This is a genomic window from Opitutia bacterium ISCC 52 (assembly GCA_014529675.2).
Classification (GTDB): domain Bacteria; phylum Verrucomicrobiota; class Verrucomicrobiia; order Opitutales; family UBA2995; genus UBA2995.
Genome location: CP076040.1, coordinates 3552678 through 3574748, shown reverse-complemented (window position 1 = coordinate 3574748; position 22071 = coordinate 3552678). Strand labels below are relative to the sequence as shown.

Sequence of the window (22071 nt, the reverse complement as noted above, 5' to 3'; positions counted from 1 at the left end):
CTATTTTAAACCTGTGGTAGGTGTCCGTATGTTTTCATGATTGCTCTATAAGCAACTTTTATTTTATATGCCAAACAAAGCATGAAATTAGTATCATGTAATTTGATTCAGATTAACCCAGCCTAGATTTAATGTGAGCGATACAACAACGGGAATCCAAGTAAACAGCCACTCGGGCTGGACGTTCTTAACTAATCATACCCATGTTCTTGTGTGTTTAAGGAGAGATCCATCGACCACAGTTCGCATCCTAGCACTTCAAGTCGGGATTACCGAGCGATCGGTCCAGCGGATTCTTTCCGACCTTGAAGGCTTAGGTGTTGTTAGCCGAACTAAAGAGGGTCGAAGAAATCGTTACGATCTTAACGAGTCATTCCTGCTAAGGCATCCATTGGAAGCGAATCATACTCTGAAAGAGCTTTTGAAGGCTGTATCGTAGGTTCCTTTCTCAGGTAGAAATCGAGTCGGGAGTCTCATTCAGTGTATGATGGATCTTGATTGAAGGGAAGGTCTGGTTTATCCGATCCCTATATAAATTGACAGCGGATGACCTGAAGATAGTCATAGGTAAATGAGGGTTTTCATGTTCAGTCTATATCCACTTCTTTTTGTTATCGGATGCTCCACTCCAGTTGAAAATCTGAAGGTGTCACTGTCGCATGGCCAAGATGAAACGGCTGGAGATGACATGCCATGTTATATCGTTACTACTGCTTCTGCTACCTTCTACCTGGAGAAGAACGGTGGTGGGTTATCGAGCATGATTGATGCGGATGGTGTCGATTGGCTGGGGTTTCACGATGAAGAAGGGTCTGGCTGGAAAGGCGAATATCGTGGCTTCCCCAATTCTATCCATCGTCAGGACGGTAGTTATTTTCATGCGCTCAACGCAGGAACCGAACCATCAACCTCAGTAGTCGAAATCGAGTCTGATGATCATGTCCGCATCGTATTCACTTCCGGAAATGGTAAGTGGGAGGGACGCTGGGATTTTTACCCTGATCGCTGCGATTTTACGATGAGCCAAGTAAGTCCGGGCTACAAATACTGGGTGCTCTACGAAGGAGTCCCAGGGGGAGCAATGGATGAGACAGATTTCTGGTATTCGTCCGCTGATGAAAATAAACACCTGATCGATGAGAAACAACTAGGTGATTTGCCGGGGCCTGAATGGATTGCATTTGGTGATAAGGAATTTCCTCGAATGGTCTATTTACTTCATCACGAGGACGATGAACATCCGGATGTTTATTTTAACCGGCCCTACATGACCGTGTTTGGATTTGGACGAAGTGATAAAGGAAAGTTTCTGGATACGCCTCAGACGTTCTCAATCGGATTTATAGAGTCCATTAATTACGGGAAAGTAGCAGGCACCATTCAGGACGTACTTCGCTGAGTCATGGCTAAAGGTTCTTCATTCGTTTTGCTGGTTTTATGTGGTATCTGTATTGTTAATACATTGTGCGGAAATGAGTTTGTTTGGAAATCGACCGAGGGAGTAGCAGGGCTTCATTTTAAGACTCGTGACATGGAGGGTGTGCTGGTGGGGCAGGACACGCGCGACCTTGGCAGAGGGTTTGCAAAACATGGTATTCGAGGATTACTATACAAAGGACATGATCTGAGTGCGCCTGAACCTCCTGTGGGTGGAAAGCGCAAGCACCAGGGAGTTTTAAATCTTTATCGAGTCTATTCATCCACGGATTCATTCGGCTCTCTGCGTGACGATCAGGCGCCATTAGAAAGACTTGATGATGGAGTGCGATTAACCTGGCCTGCTTCGGAGGAACGACCCGTAACCATCTCGGGCACTTGGCGAATAACCGGGCCAGCTCAAATCGATCTGCTTGTTGAAGCTACTCCAACTAACCCCATAAGCAATTTTGAGATTTTGCCGGCCGTTTATCTAGCTGTGCATATGGGGAAATTTATATACCTGGATGGAGACAGTGGCCCGATGATTCATGCACTGCATCCAAACAAGGAATGGGGTGATCCATTGAATTATGCCTTTTACCCGCTTGGAGAGAAGGCGAGAGCATCCCAGGAAAATTCTGGGCGCATTCATTCTGACTGGAAATGGAGATCGGTAGTTCCGAACGAGCGTGCTGCGCTGCCGATTGTCTTTGCTGGGGATGACAATGTTCAGGTCGTTTTGATGGGCGAGGCGAATTCAATCAGTGCTGTCTGTGCCACTCCACTGCCCACCATCGGCACACCTGAAGATTGGAACTCCGTAGAGCAGCATAGTGCATTGTACTTCAGTGTCTTTGGACATGATGTTGAGCCGGGTCATACATACATGGCTCGCATGCGTTTGCAGATGATTGATAAACCTGCTGATGTTAAAGAAGCTCACCATCAATTGTACCAGGCATTCCTCGCTGAAACGCTTTAATCGTTTAGTCAACCTAGGTTTTAGGCTCTATCAGGAAGTAGAGACTCCATTCTTCCAGATTACTTTTGAACAGCTTCAGTAACCGTTAGCCTATGCACAATACTTGCTGCTATCTTGATAAATGTAAGTTTCTTTCCCATTGTGTTTGGAGTTCCGACTCATATTATGACCAAAGACGAACGTATCGCTCTCGTATCAATGCCTGTAGTTATCTTGATAGGTGTTGGATTTGCTGTTGCTGGAAGTGTCGGGGGTAACAAGGTATTAGGCCTGCCGCTCTTTGCCTTTGGAGTCTGTGTCGCATTCCTTATCCAGTGGGCAATGTTCATTCCATCCTATCTTGGCAAGACTGAAAAATATTATGATCTGACCGGAGGCATCACCTATCTGACGGTCATTATTATCGGGGTCGTATCTAGCCCGACCATGGATATGCGATCCCTGCTTTTAGCCGCTCTTGTTTCCATCTGGGCCATTCGATTGGCTACCTTTTTATTCAGGCGGATTCACAAGGCCGGAAAGGATGAACGGTTCGATACGATTAAATCATCCTTCTTGAGATTTTTGCTCGCATGGACTCTTCAGGGGTTGTGGGTCACATTTACCCTGGCTACTGCGTTGGCCGCCATAACAAGCCCCATCAAACAATCACTGGGATCGTTTGCTGTCGTTGGGTTAGTTTTGTGGGTAATTGGTTTTGGATTCGAAGCAATCGCCGATGCCCAAAAATCAGCCTTTAAAGCGGATCCGGCCAACCAGGGTATATTTATCCAATCTGGACTCTGGTCCAAATCCCGGCATCCCAACTATTTTGGAGAGATCGTAATCTGGATTGGAGTAGCCATCATCGCGTTCCCTGTCTTACAGGGCTGGCAGTATGCCACACTCATCTCGCCAGTCTTTGTCATGCTCCTGCTGACCAAAATCAGTGGTGTTCCCATGTTGGAGAAACGGGCGGACAAAACCTGGGGAGGTCAGCCCGAGTATGAGGACTACAAAAAACACACGCCAGTGCTGATCCCCAAGTTGTAGTAATAGATTGGTTCGATACTTGGAAGACGAGGAGCAGCATTCCGTTATTGAATAGCGGATGGGCACATCTACGATGCGACCATGATGATGTCCCGCTTAGCTTTAGTTTTTGCCCTCATTTGTGGCTGTGCTTCTATTTCAGGTTGTAGCAAACAAGACAGCCTTCCAATCGTGGATACGCACATTCACCTTTACGATACCACACGTGCTGAGGGAGTTGATTGGCCAGTGGAATCGGACACCGCTCTCTACCGCCCGATTCTTCCTCCCGACTTTGCTAAAGTATGTGATGAGAATGGTATCACAGCTACTTTCATTGTCGAGGCCAGTTCCAGATTGGAAGACAATCAGTGGGTACTTGATTTGGTGAGGGATGAACCGGATCGCTATATTGGATTGGTCGGAAGCCTGGAAATCGGTACGGACGATTTCGCAGCTAATTTGAAACAGCTTTCACAAGACACCCGCTATGTCGGAATTCGTATGCGGGACCGACCCCGAGGAGACAACTATTTCAATGAGGCCGTTTGGCGAGACTTGAACGTCCTAGCTGAAAAGGGAAAGACTCTGGATCTCCTCATGCATAACTTTACGCTTCAGGAGGTAGATCAGATCGCTAAGAAGCTTCCTTCTTTGAAGATTCTGATCAACCACGTGGCTGGGATCAAAATTGACGGAAAACCGGTAGATCTGGATTGGGCACAGGATCTCGCTCAAGCAGCAAGCAATCCTAATGTGCACTGCAAAATATCCGGATTGTTCCAGCAGTCTCAAATGCAACCCTCTCCTGTGGATTTGGCTTTCTATAAACCGGTGCTCGATGAGCTATGGAAAGTCTTCGGCGAAGACCGTTTGATCTACGGAAGCAATTGGCCCGTCACTATGCGCGGTGGAAGTTACGGCGACTACAAAGCCGTCGTGATGGAATTCCTGGAGCCAAAAGGGGAGGCAGCCATGAAGAAGGTGCTGGCCGAGAATGCCTACGAGTTTTACGGATTGGAGTAGACAGCTACTTTTTTCGCCAGATCTTCACGTCGTCCACGTGGGCGTTATAAGGGACCAATAATCTTAGGAGGCCTTTGGTCGGGTGAGCGAATCCTTCCGACTTGAAGGAGCCGACAGCGTTCCCGTTGATGCTACAAATGAGTTCATCGTCAATGACGGTGGCACGGACCGTGTGCCATCTGTTGGTTTCGAGTGTATGGGGGAAGCTGATACTCTTACTGGCGACCATGGCCTCTTGCTTTTTAGTGAGAGTCCCTTTTGCTCGGGCATTGCGAATCGTGAGATCCATCTGGGCGGTCTTCTGATCGATGAGCTGAACGTCCTTGGTGCCGATCGTGACTTTGAAAAGATGGCCGGCCCAGACGGACTTTAATTCCATGTCCGCGAAATTCGCGGTCAGTGCATCACGTTCATCTTCGAACATGAAACGAAGACCAATGGTGCCATCCTGAAATTCGAAGGCCTGGCGGAAGGAGGTCGCGTGATTGGCCTCGGCATGGGTGTAGATGTAGACATGCCCATCCCGCAGGTCGATCTGCTTAAATCCCTTAGCGGTTTTGTCACTGCTGGTGGTCCAGTTGTTGCCAGGCTCGTCTTTTAACTCCTGGTACTCCGAGCGATCAAAGGTGTCGTGGAAAATGAGTTCCCCGTATTCGCCAGCGAGGGCGGAGGAAAGAAACAGAGAGAAGAAAAGAGTTACAATATAGGGATTCATAGAAAATAAGTTGCGGCACTGCGGGGACGCAGTGGCCCTACCTTTAAGTGCTAGAAGAGGTAGGGGATCGCGTCCTCGCGATGCCGATATCATTTTTTAAGCAGAACTATTTGGTCCCAAAAGTCTCGCTCGTAACCAGCGCAAGAAACAAATCCTGAAAACCATTTCCGTTCCTGTGGTTTTCCTTCACGATCTTCTCAATCTCGTGCCGCTCCGCATAGTTGGGAACACGTCCGGTGGCGTAGGTCAGGAGCTTCTCTGAGATGCATTGAGAAAATAGATCGATGTTGTCTACGAGCCAGGCTTTGAAGTCAGTGATATCATTGATTTGAGTTCCATCAGGAAGCACACCCGTTGAGTCGATCGGCACATCAATTTTGGGCCATAGTTCGCGCCAATTGCCCACGGGATCAAAGTTCTCAAGCATGAATCCGATGGGATCGATGAGCTTGTGGCAGGATGCGCAAGAGGTGTCTCCCATATGGGCACCCAACATTTCGCGCGGAGTGGTTGCTCCGCGAGTATCAGGTGTAAGAGCTGGCACACTTTTGGGTGGTTCGGGGGGCGGGGTTCCCATGATGTTCTCAAGAACCCAAACGCCTCTTAGCACGGCCTGGGTATCCACACCATTAGCTGTGGCGGTCAGGATTGCCGATTGGGCTAGGAGTCCGCCAAAGCGCCCGCCACGGTCCAGTGGTAATTTTCGTAAACCGTTTTCAGAATCCATGGAGGAACTGGATTCCTCGTCCCATTCTGATTGGGTGTATTGATAATTATCCTTCGCAAAGGTCGGAGTGGTGTAATGAAAATCCGGATCGATGAAATCGGTCATCGGAAGATTCTTTGTGAGGATCTCTGTAAAGAAATGTTCTACCTCTTCCTCGGCGATGGCGATTTCGGCTTCAGAGAATTCAAACTTCGGATCGGGCATGATCTCGGGCAGCAACTTGGTGTCGAGCCACTGGCCAGTGAAACTCTGGACCATGGCGTTGCCCGGTTCCTTGGGCATGAGGCGAATGGCTTCTGCCCGCAGAGTTTCAGGATCTGACAACTTTCCGGTCTTGGCCAGTTTGAGTAGTTTTTGGTCAGGAGGTGCCTGGGTTAGAAAATAGGATAGACGGCTAGCCAAGTCATAATCATCCAGCTCATCCGGGCTAGCTAACCGATACAGAAAGCGAGGAGAGATTAGAATATTTCGCACGAGCAAATGCATGGTATCGTCAAAGGAATTACCTGCTTCCCAGTGACGCTTCGCAATCCCCAGGTACGTATCGATACTCTGTTGATCCACCGGTCGGCGAAAAGCCTTTGGCAAGAACCTTGTAAGCATGTCTCGTGTAAACGCTTCATCAGACTGGCCAGGTTTGCGTGTTCCGACAAATTGCTTTTGTAGCTTTTGAGCCAACATTTCGCGTGGCCCATCGACCATTTTTAAAGGACCTTCGATGGTTGCGCTATGAAACTCTATGGCTGGACCATTCGTGAAGTAGTAGTGGCACAGTATGTCGGCGAAATTAAACATACCGGTGTTGGAGTCGGCGAGTTCCAGAAATTTGACCGTGAGAGGATCGTCCATGGTCGCGCGACTCATATCGAGGTCTGGATCCTCGAGTGCTTTGGAGAGGAACTCCCATCCACTGCGTCCACGAATAACGGATGTGCGAATCTTGCTGAAATCGCCGTTCGGAAAGACGGTGTGCTGCCAGGCAGCTAACCAACGCTTATCTTTTTCAAACCATTCGCGCATGTGGTTGGCGAATTTGGAATAGTCGTGGGCCATGTCCGCATTCATCCAGCGAAAGAGCAATGTCTGACCTTCGTAGAGCTCTGCTTCGAAGGTAATGGTTGTGGGTTCCGTTGAGGGAACATCAATGACTTTGAGCAGGCGAAAGACATCTGCGCGGGAGCGATCACTGGCACTGAGCTCACGAGCACGGATTTCCAGCTTCATCGGGCCTCCCCAGGTCGGCTTATGCTTGGCTGCGCTCACCGTGACTCGGTAAGTCCCGGATGACATAATTTCCATGCGGCTGGGCCAGGAGCAGCTGCGAAAAATTTCGTGCCCACGCGAAACGAGCAATAAGGCATCGTCTACCACTTTACCGGCGGAGAAACTGAGCACCATATCATTGGGACCGGCGGTCCGTGTCGTAGGGGGCGGTGCCTTGCGGGCGGGTGGGTAAATAGTATCTGCAATCTGCCCAGCTACTTTGGTGTAGGCTTCCATGAGGGGCGGGGAAAGGACCAGGCCTTCACCCACGTTGTTGAAACCGTGGTATTCAGAGTCTTTGGGAAATCCTAGGGGAAGTTCGTAGTCGGGTAGGTCAAAAAGATCCCTGATAGTCGAGCGGTATTCTTCTGCACTGAGCCTTCGGGGTAAGGTGCCGCCGATAGGAGTATGGTGCAGTAGCTTTTCATCTAACCAGGTGAGCATTTGGATGCGCTCTTCCTTCGTAGGCTGATCTTCATCCTCTGGTGGCATGAGGCCATCTTTAACCATTCGAAGCGCACCTTCCCACAGGTCTCGTTGCTCTCTGTCGTTCCAGTCGACCGAGTAGTGGTCAAGGTTGAGATCCCCCTTCATTTCCACTTCGTCATGGCAATTCAGGCAGTAGTTAGAAAGGATGTTGTAATGCGTATCCGAAATAGGGGTACTTTCGTTTGCGCTCAGGGTTACGGCCGCTGAAGTTCCAATCAGCAGACTTATCAAGCTCTTCGATTTCATTAGCTGAAGAGGTGATTCAGATTGCGATTGGCGTTGGAGAACTCATTGGTCTCAACTCCTAGTCGTTGCATCAAAGTGATATATAGGTCACCCAATAGTGGCGCATCTGGTTTGGCAGAATCGATCGCAATGTGGCTGCCATGATTAAATCCACCGCCTGCTACCATGGTTGGAAGATTGGCGTTGGAGTGACGGCTGGCATCACCCATGCCGGTACCGACCAGGATAATGGTTTCGTCTAGTAAAGATTTTCCATCGGGGCGTTTCTTCTCCTTCAGCTGGTCGAGGAATCCGCTTAGGCAATGCATGTGAGTAGATTCGATCGATACCAGGTCACGGATCATCTCCGGATCGTTTCCGTGGTGAGATAGACCGTGGTATCCTGAACGGAGTGGTTGCCCATCGAAAGAAAAGACCTGTCCGAGCCCGTCGATGAAGAAAGAAAGCACTCGGCTTGAGTCGGTCTCGATCGCCAGGGCCATGAGGTCATACATCAATACCTCGGCCTCCATGAGGAGGTTGGGTGTGATGGGATCAGAATCGGGTAACTTGTAATCGGTAGTCGGGAGGGGATCGTTGATCTGTGAGATCTGGCGTTCCATTCGTTTTTCCACTGAGCGCATGGAATCGAAATACTCTTCCAGTTTTTCCCCATCGTTTTTAGGGACGGCCTTCTGTAGGCGCATGGCATCCTCCAGAACAAGGTCGAGAGAACTCTTCCCGCTACGCAGCATGTATTCCATGCGAGCCTTATCGGCTTCTGACATGAATAGCTCTTTATAGAACACGCTCGGGCGTTGAGTCATTGGTAAGCCGATACCCTGTTTCGTGAAACTCATGTTCTTGCTGCCTTCGCCGGTGCCCGCAGTCAGCTGCACAGAGGGAAAGCGCGACTTCTGGCCAATCTGATCAGCCACGATTTGGTCCATTGAGTAGGCCTTCGGAGTGTTTCCGCAAAGAAAGTTACTCCAGGCGCCATGACCATTGGGAGCCCGGTGATCCAGGCCGGAGAAGACCGTAAAGTCGTCCTGGTGGCCTGCCAGCGGTGCCAGGGTGGGCGGTAAGTTATAGCCTTTACCGACTTCTTTCGGGAAAAAGGCATTCTGGTGCCAGCCGAGGTAGGCCCCGATGGAAACCAGGTTTTTAGCGCCCTTGGTGGTAGCAGCAGCTTTTGTGAGCGGTGCAGCAATAGATTCAAGGGATGGCAGGGCGATCATGGCGCCTGCTGCGCGTAGAAATTGTCGTCGACCAATGGTATGGTGACCAAAACGGTTGGGCTTTGTGGTCATTGTAGTTCTTAGGTTATGTAGATACATTCGATTAAGGTCCTACCACATTTAGGTACCGCATGCCAGCTGGAAAAGGCAAGCTGGGGTCGACCGTTGACCTCGATAAATAGTGGGGTTTTTTGACAATTTTGTTACAAGCTTTGGAGCCTACCCAGAGACGCAGTAAAAAGTTGGGATTTAATGGATTCTAATCGTTGAAGGCTACGAACAGGTGCCCATGGCCAATTTCTCGGCTGTGATTACAGCCGACCAGATAGATAAACTGGTGGAGTATCTGAAAGGGCTTTAGCGCTTTTCACCTTGTGGGCCCTAGGTCGGTTTTCAAATCTCTCTGGAAAGATTGGATATGTTCCTTGTCGGGAGGAGTTGTGTATTTACTGACGATGGCAAAGACAATCGAGTTTACTACGATACCGATAAAGCCGATGTCGAAGAGTTTGCCTAATGTTCCGGTGATGCTGCCAAAGGTGTTTCCGAATCCTTCTCCAAAGAGCAGAGTGGGGAATGGGGTGAAAATAAAGACCACCACGATACCACTGATGATACCCCAGATGGCTCCGGTTTGAGTACCTTTCCGAAGGAAGAGGACGTCGATTGCCAAGGGTAGCAACTGCCCCGAGAAAGCGATGGCTACGAACATCAGCTGAGCAATGAGCGCAAGCGGTTGGAAATCAGGATTGTCTTCGCCGACACTTACCAGCCAAAGAGCTAACAATGTGGCCACAACAATAACTCCTCGACCGAACCAGGTCTTTTCCCGATCACTTGCTTTCGGGCGAACGTATTTATCATAGACGTCTCGGGTGAGGACAGCACTCAAGGCATGCAGGTTACTGTCTGCAGTCGACATGGAAGCGGCCATGATGGCGACCATGATTACCGAAACAACCACTCCGCCAATTCCGACTCCGAGTAAGAGCGGTATGTGCTCTTGAAGCATTGCGACCACTGCTTGATCAAACTCCGATGCAGAGGAACCGACTGCCGGGTGGGGCATCAAGGTTCCGGTTTCTGCCGAGGGAGGATACAGGACGCGCGCACCCAGTCCTACGAGCATGACACCAACCAGGAAGCCGGCCGGCAATACGACGGCAAAGATCAGGGCACTTTGCTTCAGTGTTTTCGTCGAACGAGCTGCGTAATATCGCATCCATTGACCGGGCTGGATCATGGTTCCAAGGGAGGCAAATATACAGATCGTCATCAGTTTCCACGGGGTCCAGCCTCCGGAGGTCCCGGGCAACGAACGAGCATCGCTTGGAAGGTCAGCCAGTTGCTGAAAGAAGGATGAAGGTCCACCCATAGCCATAACGGTAGCGATACCTGCAATCATCATGCCCGACAACAAGAGGATTCCTTGCACCACGTCGGTCCAGGCAACGGAACGCATACCGCCAATGAGAACATAGAACATGGTCAGGATGGATAGTGCAATCGTTCCAGCTTCAAAGATACTGTATTGGGTCCCAAGAAGTGTGATGGTCTCGGCATCCGGAAACATGCGCTGAGCCAGATAACCACCAGCCTTGATCTGCATGATGATGTAAGGGATCACATAGAGAAACCCGACTAATGCCACGAGTGACCTTAGCAAGGCCGAGCCACCGTAATAATCTGCTACCAAGTCCGCGGGGGTCACGTAACCACGAATGCGACCCAGTCGCCAGATTCGGGAACCCAGGATATAGATGGCGGCTCCCGATACGGGCAGGTTTAAGGCGAAAAACAGAAATGCCATACCATCCTTGTAGATGACTCCGGGGATGCCGAGCATGGCTGCACTGGAAAAGAAAGTGGCCATGATGGTCAGCACGGTTACGAGAACTCCCTGCCCTCGACCGGCCAGGTAGTAATCCTCCTCGGAAGCCGAGCTCTTCATGTATGCCACGATCCCGAAGGCCAGGAGCATGATCATGTAAAGGATGAGTACAATGATGGGTGTCATGCCCATCTCTGTGGCTGCGAAGTATGGAGTGATAGCCATCATACCGCGCTTTCCTTCCAAATGGTCTTGTATGCAATTAAAACAATTAGCCCTTCAATCGCGCACCAGAACAGAGCCCAAAGATAAAGCGCGGGTAGACCCAGAATGGTTCCGCCTTCCGCAGCGTATCCGTTGATAAGATACAGGCCAGGCCCTGGACCCATAAAGAGGGCAAAGAAAAATGCGATTAGAAGATTGCGAGAGAGCTTGGAGCGAGGTGATTTGGAGTGCTGTTGATCCATGGGGTGTGGTAGGTAACTGTAGGAGGGGCTTTACGCCCCGATTTCTCGAACGGCTTCTGTACGATCGCGGGATCAAACCGCTCCTACAGTTTTGAACAAAAGCTTAATGTAGGATTTTGTTCATCCTCAATCAAACCCTAACTCTTTTGAAAGAGACTTAGAGCCCTAAATACAAATTCCGGCCTTTGACCAACGACTCCATCTTGCGATTGGCGATGGAGCGTTTAAGCATCCAGAAACCACAATCAGGGTGAACCCAACCGATACGGCCTTCGCCGACATAGCTGGTAGCCGTTTCGATGCGCTTGGCCACTTCTTCAGGGGTTTCCACATGGTTGACCTTGATGTCGATGACTCCGATGCCGAGCTTGATGTTTGGATTCACTTCCTTGAGTGCTTCCAAATCATCCTCGGGGCGGTGGGCTAATTCAAGGACCAGGTGATCTGTGTGAAGTCCGTTTAGAAAATCGATCAGTGCTTTCCATCCACCCGCTTGAATGGATTGGCCGCCATAGTTACCAAAACAGAAGTGCACGGCTTTCTGGCCCTGGACCTTATCGAGGATGCGGTTGATTGCCTCTTGCGCGAGCGGCGCATTCTCCGGACTGCCTGGAACATTGGCTTCGTCCACCTGAACACAGGCAGCTGGCAGTTCACTCACTTGGTCAGCCAAAGCATCAGCAATGGCCAAGGTCATGTCTTCCAGATTTCCGTAATGGTTATCAAGCAGTGTGCGAGCCAGCATGTAAGGGCTGGTTAGTGTAAATTTGAGCGGGCCGTTGGCGACTGCTGCTGAACGCAAACAGGCTTCGTGCAGGTCGAGTGTGCCTTCTCCGATGGGGCCACGAACGACGCCGGCTGGCTTAAAACGAAAGGCCATTTCCTGTTTCAAGCGGAATGAACGGGCATCAGTCAGTCCAACAGAAGTATCAATACCACCCAGGCGGGAAATGAAATACTCAATCATCCCGTTGGTATCCGGATGGTTGGTATCAAAGCGGTAGAGCTCCCCGTCGGTGGGCAGATCAATGCCGTAGCGCTGCTGTGTGTGGATCACGGTTGCAGTGGCGTCTTCTACCGCCTGCTCACTCGGTAAAGCCGCCAGCCAATCAATGGGACTGTATGAACCCACGGTGGTAGTCAGGATTTCTGGTTCAGTGGGTAGATCTGTAGATTTGCTCATCGGGTAATCTAGTGTGAAGTGATTTCTGGGTTCTTTGAAAAATGATTAGGTTCGGAGAGCAATTGTCCCAAAAATGCAGCGTTTCTACAATTCACAGATCGGGTAACAAGCATTTGCGGATCGGGCAGGTGAAACGGGGCGGGGGACGAGATGCGCGGGGAGTAGCACAGGCATCTTGCCTGTGTATTGGAACATGGATGTTATTGCTTCAGGTAATTTAACAACTTAGATAAAGACCGATGCTTCAAGGGACGGGAGCCTACTTGGAAAAAAACAGGCAAGATGCCTGTTCTACTTTAGTTTAGAAATGACTCTCGTCGGTTCCAAATGGCATCTCAAGCAATTCACTCACATCCAGCCTTCCATTCTGGATGTTCAAGCGAACGAAATCCTCCTCTCGAGTGTAGAGACGGGGAAAACTAGTCAAAGCGTTTGCTTGTATCTCATCGTTGAATACAGATAAGCCGGTGAAATAATGGTGGCCATTGCGCTCGACACTTTCGATGCCCAGGGTGGCTTGGACGACCAGGTCGAGATGGTTGGCAACTGGGCCGATATTGGCCAGATCTTCTCCGCTCATGAGATATTGTTCTCTTCCTGCCTGTTGGTTTTTGAAATTGATCAAGCAACGGTTCAGAATGCCTTTAAAGACGCCTTTGCAATTTTTGTGACTGGTCCCTTTGTAGCCAAGCTCGAGGGCGCGGGGTGCAGAGTCCAGACTGGCATCGGATTCATCGATGATGATGGGGGGAGCGTATGCCCACGCTTTTAGTGCAGTACCAATGTCGTCAGTAAGTGCCAGATCCCGGTGGAAGGGTTGTTCTACAAATATGAGCTGTTTGAAGAATGACCGCATTCGTTCGGAGGTCTGTAGCTCATTCCAAAAGGTTCGGAAGGAATCTACGTCTTTAAACTGTTCGTTGCCGTCCAATGTGAAGCCGACATCATTGAGTTCCAGTTTTGCAATGAGTGCTTCGATGGCTTCCAGGCGTTCAATGTCTTTATCCAGAATACCGTTCACTTTGATCTTTAGATGCCGGACACCATAGAACTGAATACAGGCTTCGAGTGATTGGGGTAAACCATCGTTCAGGCGTTCGTCTTCTGGGATGTCATCTTCTGCCAGTGGATCAGCCATGCCCACCGTATGCCTTACGATAACGGATTTCAGGGGTGCAGATAAAAGGTCTTTCGGTTGCAGGCTAGCTAGCTCTGGGCGAAGGCTGTCCCATGCTATACCAAACGCATTTTCCTGGAGCAAGGTTGGGAAGGTGCTGTTTTGAAAACGACAAAAGGTATCGATCAAAGCTCGTTCAATTAAGGAAGTACCAAAGTGTGCGAGTAGAGAGGGAATCCCTTCCTGTTTTGCCCATGTGTCTTGTTCTCGGTAGAGCCGTTGCCATATGTTGAATACGGAATCACCGCTGATGGCCCGGGCATGCTCACCCGCTTTTTCAATGACCCTCAGCATGTCATCAATCTCTTCGAGAGGATCTTTGTCTGGTTCTTTAGTAAACCATTTTGGGGGCAAGTGATCTGCGGAAATCCCTTTCTGGCTTACTCCGTCAAAACGGGCCTCGATTCGAACAAAGAGATGAGGCACATGGGTCATGGTCGCGATGCCATATTTGAACGGCATACGGGTGGAGATATCATGCCGCACAAGGTCGACTGACAGGATTTGGATTTCCATGGAGTGATAAACTCTAAGTTATTCGTGAGCTTTACAATTCCAGGATTGGAAAACTTTTGCGGCGATCAAGTTTGGGCCGCCTGAAGGTGATGGGAGCAATCGCAGTTGCTTATACCATTTTAGAATAGAAATGACAAAATGGTGCAGCTCAATCTGGAAGCAGCGCAAGGCGCGTCTGCCGGATTGTATCCAGATACTGCCCGGCAGGCGGAACGCGGCGAGCATCCAGAAGGAGTGCATCCCCTTGGGATAGATGGCATTTTGGCGGGAGCGGCGTTCGCTGTGTTCGCCTGGGCCCAACCAAACACAGCAGCCTTCCCACTACGCCCATTGGGCTTCGAGGGACACGTGCTCATGCCAAAAAATCCATTCTGCCATTACATCATTTCTATTCTAAAGTGGTATTAGTTCTTCTATCGTAGAATCTATTGCCGTGGGTATTTCCGATCGTTGGTGGATGCAGTGGCTTTCGAAACCAAGAAAGGATGCAGCGTATTGAATTCGATTTTCAAAATCCCCGTAGCTCAGGACCAGGTGGGTGCCTAGTAAAGTATTGAGAACTGCTTTGGATGAATCTACGTGCAAGCGAATCTGGGTGTGGCATGCTGGGAGTTTGTCCCGACGTTCGGTAGTGCCGACATGGCAGACCATTTCTCTTTCATTAACACTCAACCGAACGGCGGATGCGATCAGGTTACCTGGCAGTTCGACTTCCGGTGAAACGCCCCGTCCGCTTTCATGATGGCGCATGAGTTTAAAATTCAGTTGGGCACCGCAAGCGCAAGTGGGTGCCGTGCAGTGAGCCAGATCGATGATGTTGTCGGGGTGAATGATAGGATTTCCTATCCAAACGAAATCTGCCTCCATTGCTTTAAGAAGATACAGCGTCAATCCGGCATCCAGGTCACGTTCACAGGCACCGATCTCGGTTGCCGAATCATTCAGTGCGCTCAGGGCCAGACAGCTGGTGGTGTCAATGTCACCGATCATGGCGAAGCAAGCCATGGATAATCCATCAGCTTCATTTGTACCCAACATATGCTTCATGGCCAAGGTGACTCGATTGGCTTTAATAATATCCTTATTCCCAATCCCAATCAGGCCTTTGTTTCGACCTATCCATTGTTTGGCCTCTTGCTTTGCTTCTTCTTCGCTTATCGTTTCGTAGATGCGATAGAGCTGATCTCTCTCGATCGAAATGACCTCGCATCCAACTCTTCTGCGAATGGTATCCGGTGAGCGACAACTGTTGATGACCCAAGGTTCGGTCTCTCCGATTTTTAAAAAGCGAGCATGCTTTAGACGGCTGACTCCCTGCCACGCGGTTGCGTAGTCCAGCATTTCGGCAGGTGAGTTTAACCATTGAATGGATTTCCCAGCCATTCGGCAATGGGCATAAAAGTCGGTGCTCGCTGGATGAGCGTTGGCATGCATCAGAGGTCCTGACAAATCCACTGGAAGCGCTTCTGGTAGATAGGCATTCAGCAGAGCCAGGTGTTGCCGAGATGAGCTTAGTTCCTGCATCCAAGGTTGGACGCCTCCGCTGAGTGCGATTACAATGCAAGGATCAGTGCCCGAATCAGTTGTGTGCTCTTCACTCTCAATTCGTATGACTTTCCAGCGCGTTTGATCACGAAGCTTGAAGGCTTCCTCAATCGCTTGGAACAGCTTCTGCCGATTGTCAGCGTCGGGCCAATAGACAGGAGAAGCTAAAAGTAAGACTTTCATTGGGTAGTTTGTTTCTAACTGCTTTGCCTTCATGATGTCCTCCTGGTTTTTCGTGTTAAAAAGGTGCGCTGATGTCCTCCACTTTTGTGCCTCGAACTTTTGTAAGGTGATCTTTTACTTCGCCAATGATGTCATCGATATCGCGGTAGTCATCTTCGAGTAGAAAGTCGCACCACTTGGATCCGTAGCGCACGTGGTTGATTTCATCGGACCAGTCCTGATCGGCGAAAAGTTGGCTGCGGGGATCTCCGTTTTCTTCGTACTCGATCATGCGCTTTGGCTTGCGTGGCATAAAGTAAGCCTCGAGTCCACGGGTGAGGTAAGCGACTCGGTGTAAGATAGGAAGGCCCTCTGACTCTTCAAAGAGAATCGGATTTACGCGATTCGGATCTACGCCAAGTTCTTTCAAGCGAATGGCCCCGAACTCACTGTGGCGTGCTTCGTCCCAGAAATGACGACTGAAATCTGCATAGAAGTCCCAGGGGTAATCACCATCGGATCCATCAAACAGGATACTGGCGAGCAGGGCTGCTGCGTAGAACTCATTAAAGAACACCCTGAATTGTTCGATCGTTGCCTGACGCGTATCCATCTGCTGGCGGTTTTCATAGCTGGCGAGTTCACCCACCTCGATAGCATCATCGAATACAATCGTTGAAGGGCGTTCGAATCGTGGGCCGGTAAAGACCGATGGCTTAGGATTTTCGGTTGTTTGACTGTGAATACCTCCCTGCTCATTTAGAAGGCTGGTCAAATGGGATGCCCAAGGCGATGATTCCAGATCTAGGTTCAGCGAACTGAACCATTCCATTTGCTCTTCCAGTTTGTGTTTAATTCTTAGAAGTAGACGTACCTCGTTGGCATTGCCTGAAGGATCGAGTTGTTCGATGTCAGCTGACAGTGTCTTCAATAGCGCACGGGTGACGATGCCGTAAAATCCCATCAGGAAATCTTCATCCGTGGGTGCATGAAGTGCCTCATCGAGCAGTCGTTTCAATTGTGGGCGGATGCTGGCACTTGGATTTCCTCCCCGCATTTCTTTAAGTCGAGCCAGTAGCCAGCTTACATGCTCCGAGCAGTCATACAGATGATAGGCCAACTTGTATTTGTGCTCATAGTTTCCAATGCGCAGAAACCAACCAGCCAGAATGCGAAGCCGTGCCTTTTCGACGGCTATGTAATTTCGCAAATGTTCCGCCGACTCGGCAATGTTGAGGCCACTTAGACTATTCGCCGATTCGGAATCCAAAGAAGATGTCTCAGTAGTAAGCATCCAACCAAGATACCTCATACTCCCGAGATTTTCAATTTGAGGAGCAGGCGAATTGTATTTGTAAATCGGGCAATATTTTTTATCTTATCTTAAATTATGCCCATCCAAGGTCAGATAAGCCCGGTCGAGGTACGTTTTCGTGAGTGTGGCTATGCCTTTCTGGAGAGTCACCATGAAGAGGGATTTTTTATGGATTGGCGCAGTGATTCGTTCCCCAAAGTGCTCATGTTTGTGGGTGGTGAAGGGATTTTGGAGATGGAGAATGCCAGCTTTGCTATTCGGGCACCGATGGTCTACGTGATTCCTCAAAAGCAAAAGCACCGGATTGTGGATGCCGCAGGAAAGCCACTGTCTGTCTACGGGATTTGCCTAAAGGAGCCACCATTCCCCAGCGAATCTTTGGTAGAGGCTGTTTGTGGAGCGTTTCGTATGGAAAACGATCCAAGGCGTATGCAGCGTATTGAAGAGTGGTTGCGTCAGTTGATGGCTGAAGAGCGGCAACAGCCGCGGGATTTTGAAGACGCACAACAATGTCTTATTAGCTGGATTCTCTTGGAGCTGGCTCGCGCTCCTAAGAACGAGGCTTTTCAGGTGGCTGATTCTCGGTATCGGGTGGAGACCTACATCGTTGCTTTGGAAACGGAGTTTTGGAAAAATGAAGATATGGATACGGTGGCCCGGACCCTGGGGCTCGGCCGTAGACGGTTTACTCAGCTCTTTCGCGAATTGGCTGGAGAGAGTTGGCAAAAACGTGTATCCGGTTTGCGGATGCGTTATGCGGCGGATTTATTAAAGAGTTCCAGTATCTCCATCCGGTCCATTGCCTTTGAGTGTGGTTATAAAGACCTTTCACATTTCTATCGTGTCTTTAAGCAAGCACATGGTATGAGTCCTGGTCAATTTCGAATCAATTAGCCTTACTTAACGTTTACCCCAAGTATTGTTCTCTATGAAAGCCCCACAATTATTTCTTAGTCTTCCAATGGTTTTGTTAATGCTCGCTCTGTCTGGCCGAGCTCAGGAGGCCCCGAATGTTTTATTTATCGCTGCCGATGATTTGCGGAATGAGTTGAATTGCTTAAAATCAACTGATAGGTCAATTCTTAGGTCATTTCCAGGCTCGTCATAGTGCCGGTACTCGTGGCAAACTTATCGGTCTCCAGGCCTACACGTTGTAGAGCGCTCACGAAAAGATTGGGAAGTGGGTAGTTGTTATCCTGATCAAAAGCGATGTGCTGACCGTGTTTGAAGCCGCCTCCGGCAAACAGAACGGGCATATTCTGGTTATTGTGAGAACTAGCGTTGCCAAGATTGGAAGTCATGAGGACCATGCTGTCATCGAGCAAATTGCCGTCTGCTGAAGGCGTTTCCTTCAGTTTGCGAACGAACCCACCCCAGGCTTTGACCAATTCTGTTTCAACGAGCGTCAACTGGTCGATCTTGGTTTCATCCAGACCGTGGTGACTGAGTGAGTGGTAGCCCTCTTCAACTCCTTCGATGGGAATCGCTCCCCCGTTGCCATTCAGGTGCAAGGTCATGAATCTGGTCGAGTCGGTTTGTAAGGCCAGATACATGATATCCAGCAGCAGTCTCTTTTTGCGAATGACTGCATTATTGTCGGCGATATTGATCGGCCGGGTCATATCGACTTTAGGCTTCGGGCGTCCCGCCCATGCTTCGGCCTCGGAAAGGCGGTTTTCGAAATTGCGGACGGAGGTGAAGTATTGGTCGAGTTTTTCGCGGTCGGCTTTTCCAACATCCCTTTGCAGGCGTTTCGCGTCGTCAGATACAACATCCATGATGCTACGTCCTTGTCGCAGTCGGGACTTCTGCTGTTTGATGGCTGCCGGTGTTTCAGTGACAAACAGCATGTCGAAGAGTTTCTCTACGGAATACTCTGCCGGAATCATACTACCGTTTTCGGTATAGGAGGGACTGTTGTTGGTGTCGACGTTCAGAGCCAAAGATGGATAGCGCGTATAATGTCCCAGATGTTTCGCCATGTATTGATCCACGGATATCGAGTTTCTGAATACACCATTGGGGAAGTAGGGAGCACCAGTAAGAATACTGCCTTCCGCTTTGTGTCCACCGGATACCTGCGGGTGCGAAGAACCGGTTACGATCGTCATATCGTTTTGCAGGTCCTTGATCTTATCCAGGTAAAGGGACGGGGTGTAATCGAATCCCGATTCGACGGGATTGAGGTTCGGAGCGTGAAGGCCAAGAGCGAGGCTTACACTGACGAAGCGTTTCGGTTGGGTCGCGGCGGATGAAGCTGCAAAAGCCGGAAGCATCGAGTCGAGCCAGGGAAGTGCCATGGATACCCCCGCGCCTTTGAGGAAAGTTCGGCGGGATACGTTTTTGGAGAAGCTAAAATGTACGCGTTTCATAGGTTGGGTAGCTGATGTGAATCAAAAAGTTTAGGTGTGATGTATAGCATCAGATTATTTGTTGAGAAAAATGGGGCTCTGCACCACGGCGTGGATGAGTGATCGGAAGCCGTAGCTTTCGTCTGAAATATGATGAATAATATCTTCCATGACTTCACGGTCGGCAAACTCAATACTCGCACCCGTTGAGTAGATAATACACTTCTCTACCAGATTGTGAGCAATCTTTTCCGGATGGTTTAGCAGAATGCGTTTGAATCCCTCGATGGAATGGAAGGCCGTTCCATCCGGCATTTTAAAACTCGGATCCACCACCGGACCATTTTGCCAGCGTCCTTTCTCCTCGATGGCGCGATAGTTTTCCCGCCAGCCTCCGATGACATCGTAGTTTTCCAAAGCAAATCCAGGCGGATCAATTTTCACGTGGCAGGCTGCACAATCCGGAGTGTTCCGGTGTTTGTCGAGTTGCTCGCGAATCGATTGGGCACCGCGTATGTCTGGTTCGATGGCTGGAACATTCGCCGGGGGAGGCAAGGGTTTTTGGCCCATGATTTTTTCCATCATCCAGACTCCGCGTACCACGGGAGAGGTCGTTGTGCCATTAGCCGTGACTTTGTGAACGCTCGCGTGGGTGATGATTCCACCTCGGCGATGTTCGGGCTTCAATTCGACTTTCCGGATTTCAGTTCCACTGACTCCTTCAATTCCGTAGTGGTGGGCGAGTCGTTCATTGAGCATTGTAAAATCCGAATCGACCACATGGGTGACACTTAAATTGTCACGAATCATTTCTTTCAGGAACGCGTGCGTTTCACCGACCATCGCTTCTTGCAGAATGAGATCAAACTCAGGATACAATTTAGAATCGGGAGTTGTGAAATCGATGTCCTTCAGGTTGAGCCATTGATCAGAGAAATGCTTGATGAACACCTGCGATCTCGGGTCATCGAGCAGGCGGTTTACCTGTTGTTTTAAGACCGATGGTTTGCTCAGCTTCTTTTTCTTGGCCAGACTAAGCAGCTTATCGTCTGGAAACGTGCCCCAAAGAAAGTAGCTGAGTCGTGAAGCGATACTATATTCATCGAGCTTCCCAACAGGTTCGTTGAAATACAAAAAGCGGGGTGAGCAAAGTAGAGCACGATAGCCGCTGTAGATGGCCTCTTTTAGAGGAAGTCCTTCATCGAGTGTCTCAAGTGCGAGCCCCAGATAGGGTGCTAATTCCTTTTTGGAAACGGGTCGTCGGAAAGCTTTGACGGCAAACCGTTCCATGAGTCGGGCCAAATCACGTTTTGGATTCGAACTGATCAGTTGCCGGTTTTCTACCTTGAGGTTTCCGAAAAGCTGGCGTCGAAGATCATTCGGTGTAGTGCCTTTGTAAATACGCTCCATCTCGATCCAATCCATCGCGACTTTGGGTATGCTTGGATCGGTGAAAGATTCCTCGCTGAGGCTCCCGGCACCAGGACGTTTCAGGGTATAGTCAAAGGGTCGAATCTCAAGTCTGTGGCCTTCGAGGATCCAGGCAGTGAACTCATACACCTCAGGCTCTAGGTTGGCCTGGAAACTTCCTACCCAAAACATGAGCGGTGCTTTTGCGTAACAGAAACCGCTCCTGACAGATGTCCACACACCTCTTCCTTCTGGCGGATCAATGGCACGGGCACTGACACGGATGCGGTAGTACCCGCTTTCCGGAACGGTGGTTTCATTCATGCGACCCTGGTAGTTGCCCGAATTGGAGAAGGAAACGGCCAGGTCATTCCACAACCATGGTCCTCGGTTCCGGTTAGGAAAAAACGCAATGTCAGTAGCATCCAGTTGGAGACTAAACGGGTTGGCTGGTGCCAGTGCGCGTTTGAAGGCTTCGTCCAATCCTGCATCCGCCGCTGCCAGGTAGGTTTGCAACAGGTGGTAGGACATCTGTTGCGCATCAGCTACATTATTAAACCCCTCCTGTGTGGCATCCTCGGGGATCAGCCCACTCAGCGGAATATCAACACCCAGGAGATCCTGGACCGTCTTTTCGTATTCGGCTCGATTGAGGCGGCGAGATCTTACGCGCCCCACCTCTTGCTGCTGTTTCGTGGATACCTCGTGGAGTGTTTCTCCTAAGGCCGCGATAAAGTCAGATTTCTCATCGGCTGGAGGTTGCATGTCCTCCTCGGGGGGCATCTCGCCATTCAGGACGCGGTCAAACATCAGCGTCCATCGATTCATTGAACCGAGGTCGCTTGGATCGAACTTGGCATTCTCAAGATCGAGCCCGCCTTCCTTATCGACTTCGTTGTGACAGTCGAAGCAGTTCAGGTCGATGAAGTCATAGACTGTTTCAGAAATGAGATGCTCCGATTGAGCAGAGACAACAATCGGTACGAATAGTAAACTAGTGAAAATCAGTGAGCGCATAT

The 22071-nt window shown here is 49.8% G+C and carries 18 protein-coding genes; 7 read left to right on the top strand and 11 right to left on the bottom strand.

Annotation, left to right across the window (positions count from 1 at the left end; translation table 11 throughout):
* Window positions 1-133: 133 nt before the first annotated feature.
* The 5 genes from GA003_15175 to GA003_15155 all read left to right on the top strand — a co-directional run bounded on the left by GA003_15175 (window position 134) and on the right by GA003_15155 (window position 4438).
* On the top strand, window positions 134-439 hold the full coding sequence (locus GA003_15175) for a winged helix-turn-helix domain-containing protein (protein ID QXD27347.1): 306 nt from the start codon (window positions 134-136) through the stop codon (window positions 437-439).
* 132 nt (window positions 440-571) lie between these two features.
* Window positions 572-1399, top strand: coding sequence for a hypothetical protein (locus GA003_15170; GenBank protein QXD27346.1), 828 nt, complete (start codon window positions 572-574; stop codon window positions 1397-1399).
* Between the two features lie 3 nt (window positions 1400-1402).
* Window positions 1403-2401 carry a hypothetical protein gene (locus GA003_15165; GenBank protein QXD27345.1) on the top strand — a complete coding sequence of 333 codons (999 nt, stop codon included), beginning with the start codon at window positions 1403-1405 and terminating at the stop codon, window positions 2399-2401.
* Between the two features lie 165 nt (window positions 2402-2566).
* Window positions 2567-3433 (top strand): DUF1295 domain-containing protein, encoded by an 867-nt coding sequence (locus GA003_15160; protein ID QXD27344.1) that lies wholly within the window; start codon window positions 2567-2569, stop codon window positions 3431-3433.
* Window positions 3434-3604: 171 nt separating this feature from the next.
* Window positions 3605-4438, top strand: coding sequence for an amidohydrolase family protein (locus GA003_15155; protein ID QXD27343.1), 834 nt, complete (start codon window positions 3605-3607; stop codon window positions 4436-4438).
* A gap of 4 nt (window positions 4439-4442) precedes the next feature.
* On the opposite strand, the gene GA003_15150 is transcribed toward GA003_15155, so the two are convergent.
* The 7 genes from GA003_15150 to GA003_15120 all read right to left on the bottom strand — a co-directional run bounded on the left by GA003_15150 (window position 4443) and on the right by GA003_15120 (window position 14269).
* Window positions 4443-5153 (bottom strand): LamG domain-containing protein, encoded by a 711-nt coding sequence (locus GA003_15150; GenBank protein QXD27342.1) that lies wholly within the window; start codon window positions 5151-5153, stop codon window positions 4443-4445.
* A 106-nt stretch (window positions 5154-5259) separates the two neighbouring features.
* Window positions 5260-7878, bottom strand: coding sequence for a DUF1588 domain-containing protein (locus GA003_15145; GenBank protein ID QXD27341.1), 2619 nt, complete (start codon window positions 7876-7878; stop codon window positions 5260-5262).
* The gene (locus tag GA003_15140; protein QXD27340.1) at window positions 7878-9167 is read right to left on the bottom strand and encodes a DUF1552 domain-containing protein; all 1290 of its coding nucleotides are present in this window, start codon (window positions 9165-9167) and stop codon (window positions 7878-7880) included. Before GA003_15140 ends, GA003_15145 begins: the two co-directional genes overlap by 1 nt.
* 295 nt (window positions 9168-9462) lie before the next feature.
* Window positions 9463-11154, bottom strand: coding sequence for a sodium:solute symporter family protein (locus tag GA003_15135; protein QXD27339.1), 1692 nt, complete (start codon window positions 11152-11154; stop codon window positions 9463-9465).
* The gene (locus GA003_15130; GenBank protein QXD27338.1) at window positions 11151-11393 is read right to left on the bottom strand and encodes a hypothetical protein; all 243 of its coding nucleotides are present in this window, start codon (window positions 11391-11393) and stop codon (window positions 11151-11153) included. Before GA003_15130 ends, GA003_15135 begins: the two co-directional genes overlap by 4 nt.
* Before the next feature lie 157 nt (window positions 11394-11550).
* Complete coding sequence (locus GA003_15125; GenBank protein ID QXD27337.1) at window positions 11551-12576, bottom strand: cobalamin-independent methionine synthase II family protein; 1026 nt, start codon at window positions 12574-12576, stop codon at window positions 11551-11553.
* Window positions 12577-12877: 301 nt separating this feature from the next.
* Window positions 12878-14269 (bottom strand): hypothetical protein, encoded by a 1392-nt coding sequence (locus GA003_15120; GenBank protein ID QXD27336.1) that lies wholly within the window; start codon window positions 14267-14269, stop codon window positions 12878-12880.
* A 138-nt stretch (window positions 14270-14407) separates the two neighbouring features.
* Here GA003_15120 and GA003_15115 point away from each other — a divergent pair, with 138 nt between their 5' ends.
* Complete coding sequence (locus GA003_15115; GenBank protein QXD27335.1) at window positions 14408-14677, top strand: hypothetical protein; 270 nt, start codon at window positions 14408-14410, stop codon at window positions 14675-14677.
* On the opposite strand, the gene GA003_15110 is transcribed toward GA003_15115, so the two are convergent.
* Both GA003_15110 and GA003_15105 read right to left on the bottom strand, forming a co-directional pair.
* A complete protein-coding gene (locus GA003_15110; protein QXD27334.1) occupies window positions 14663-15997 on the bottom strand; it encodes a hypothetical protein in 1335 nt (444 codons plus the stop codon). The two genes, GA003_15115 and GA003_15110, sit on opposite strands and share 15 nt — an antisense overlap.
* Before the next feature lie 55 nt (window positions 15998-16052).
* Window positions 16053-17246, bottom strand: a complete 1194-nt coding sequence (locus GA003_15105; GenBank protein ID QXD27333.1) for a ferritin-like domain-containing protein — start codon at window positions 17244-17246, stop codon at window positions 16053-16055.
* 120 nt (window positions 17247-17366) lie between these two features.
* Here GA003_15105 and GA003_15100 point away from each other — a divergent pair, with 120 nt between their 5' ends.
* Window positions 17367-18185, top strand: a complete 819-nt coding sequence (locus GA003_15100) for a helix-turn-helix transcriptional regulator (protein ID QXD27332.1) — start codon at window positions 17367-17369, stop codon at window positions 18183-18185.
* A gap of 188 nt (window positions 18186-18373) precedes the next feature.
* Here the strand turns inward: GA003_15100 and GA003_15095 are convergent, their stop codons facing one another.
* On the bottom strand, window positions 18374-19663 hold the full coding sequence (locus GA003_15095) for a DUF1552 domain-containing protein (protein QXD27331.1): 1290 nt from the start codon (window positions 19661-19663) through the stop codon (window positions 18374-18376).
* A 54-nt stretch (window positions 19664-19717) separates the two neighbouring features.
* Complete coding sequence (locus GA003_15090; GenBank protein QXD27330.1) at window positions 19718-22069, bottom strand: DUF1592 domain-containing protein; 2352 nt, start codon at window positions 22067-22069, stop codon at window positions 19718-19720.
* Window positions 22070-22071 lie beyond the last annotated feature (2 nt).

Coding starts and splice junctions, on each gene's coding strand:
- GA003_15170 (QXD27346.1), top strand. CDS start 572: ATGAGGGTTTTCATGTTCAGTCTATATCCACTTCTTTTTGTTATCGGA.
- GA003_15165 (QXD27345.1), top strand. CDS start 1,403: ATGGCTAAAGGTTCTTCATTCGTTTTGCTGGTTTTATGTGGTATCTGT.
- GA003_15160 (QXD27344.1), top strand. CDS start 2,567: ATGACCAAAGACGAACGTATCGCTCTCGTATCAATGCCTGTAGTTATC.
- GA003_15150 (QXD27342.1), bottom strand. CDS start 5,153: ATGAATCCCTATATTGTAACTCTTTTCTTCTCTCTGTTTCTTTCCTCC.
- GA003_15145 (QXD27341.1), bottom strand. CDS start 7,878: ATGAAATCGAAGAGCTTGATAAGTCTGCTGATTGGAACTTCAGCGGCC.
- GA003_15140 (QXD27340.1), bottom strand. CDS start 9,167: ATGACCACAAAGCCCAACCGTTTTGGTCACCATACCATTGGTCGACGA.
- GA003_15135 (QXD27339.1), bottom strand. CDS start 11,154: ATGATGGCTATCACTCCATACTTCGCAGCCACAGAGATGGGCATGACA.
- GA003_15130 (QXD27338.1), bottom strand. CDS start 11,393: ATGGATCAACAGCACTCCAAATCACCTCGCTCCAAGCTCTCTCGCAAT.
- GA003_15125 (QXD27337.1), bottom strand. CDS start 12,576: ATGAGCAAATCTACAGATCTACCCACTGAACCAGAAATCCTGACTACC.
- GA003_15120 (QXD27336.1), bottom strand. CDS start 14,269: ATGGAAATCCAAATCCTGTCAGTCGACCTTGTGCGGCATGATATCTCC.
- GA003_15115 (QXD27335.1), top strand. CDS start 14,408: ATGGTGCAGCTCAATCTGGAAGCAGCGCAAGGCGCGTCTGCCGGATTG.
- GA003_15110 (QXD27334.1), bottom strand. CDS start 15,997: ATGAAAGTCTTACTTTTAGCTTCTCCTGTCTATTGGCCCGACGCTGAC.
- GA003_15100 (QXD27332.1), top strand. CDS start 17,367: ATGCCCATCCAAGGTCAGATAAGCCCGGTCGAGGTACGTTTTCGTGAG.
- GA003_15095 (QXD27331.1), bottom strand. CDS start 19,663: ATGAAACGCGTACATTTTAGCTTCTCCAAAAACGTATCCCGCCGAACT.
- GA003_15090 (QXD27330.1), bottom strand. CDS start 22,069: ATGCGCTCACTGATTTTCACTAGTTTACTATTCGTACCGATTGTTGTC.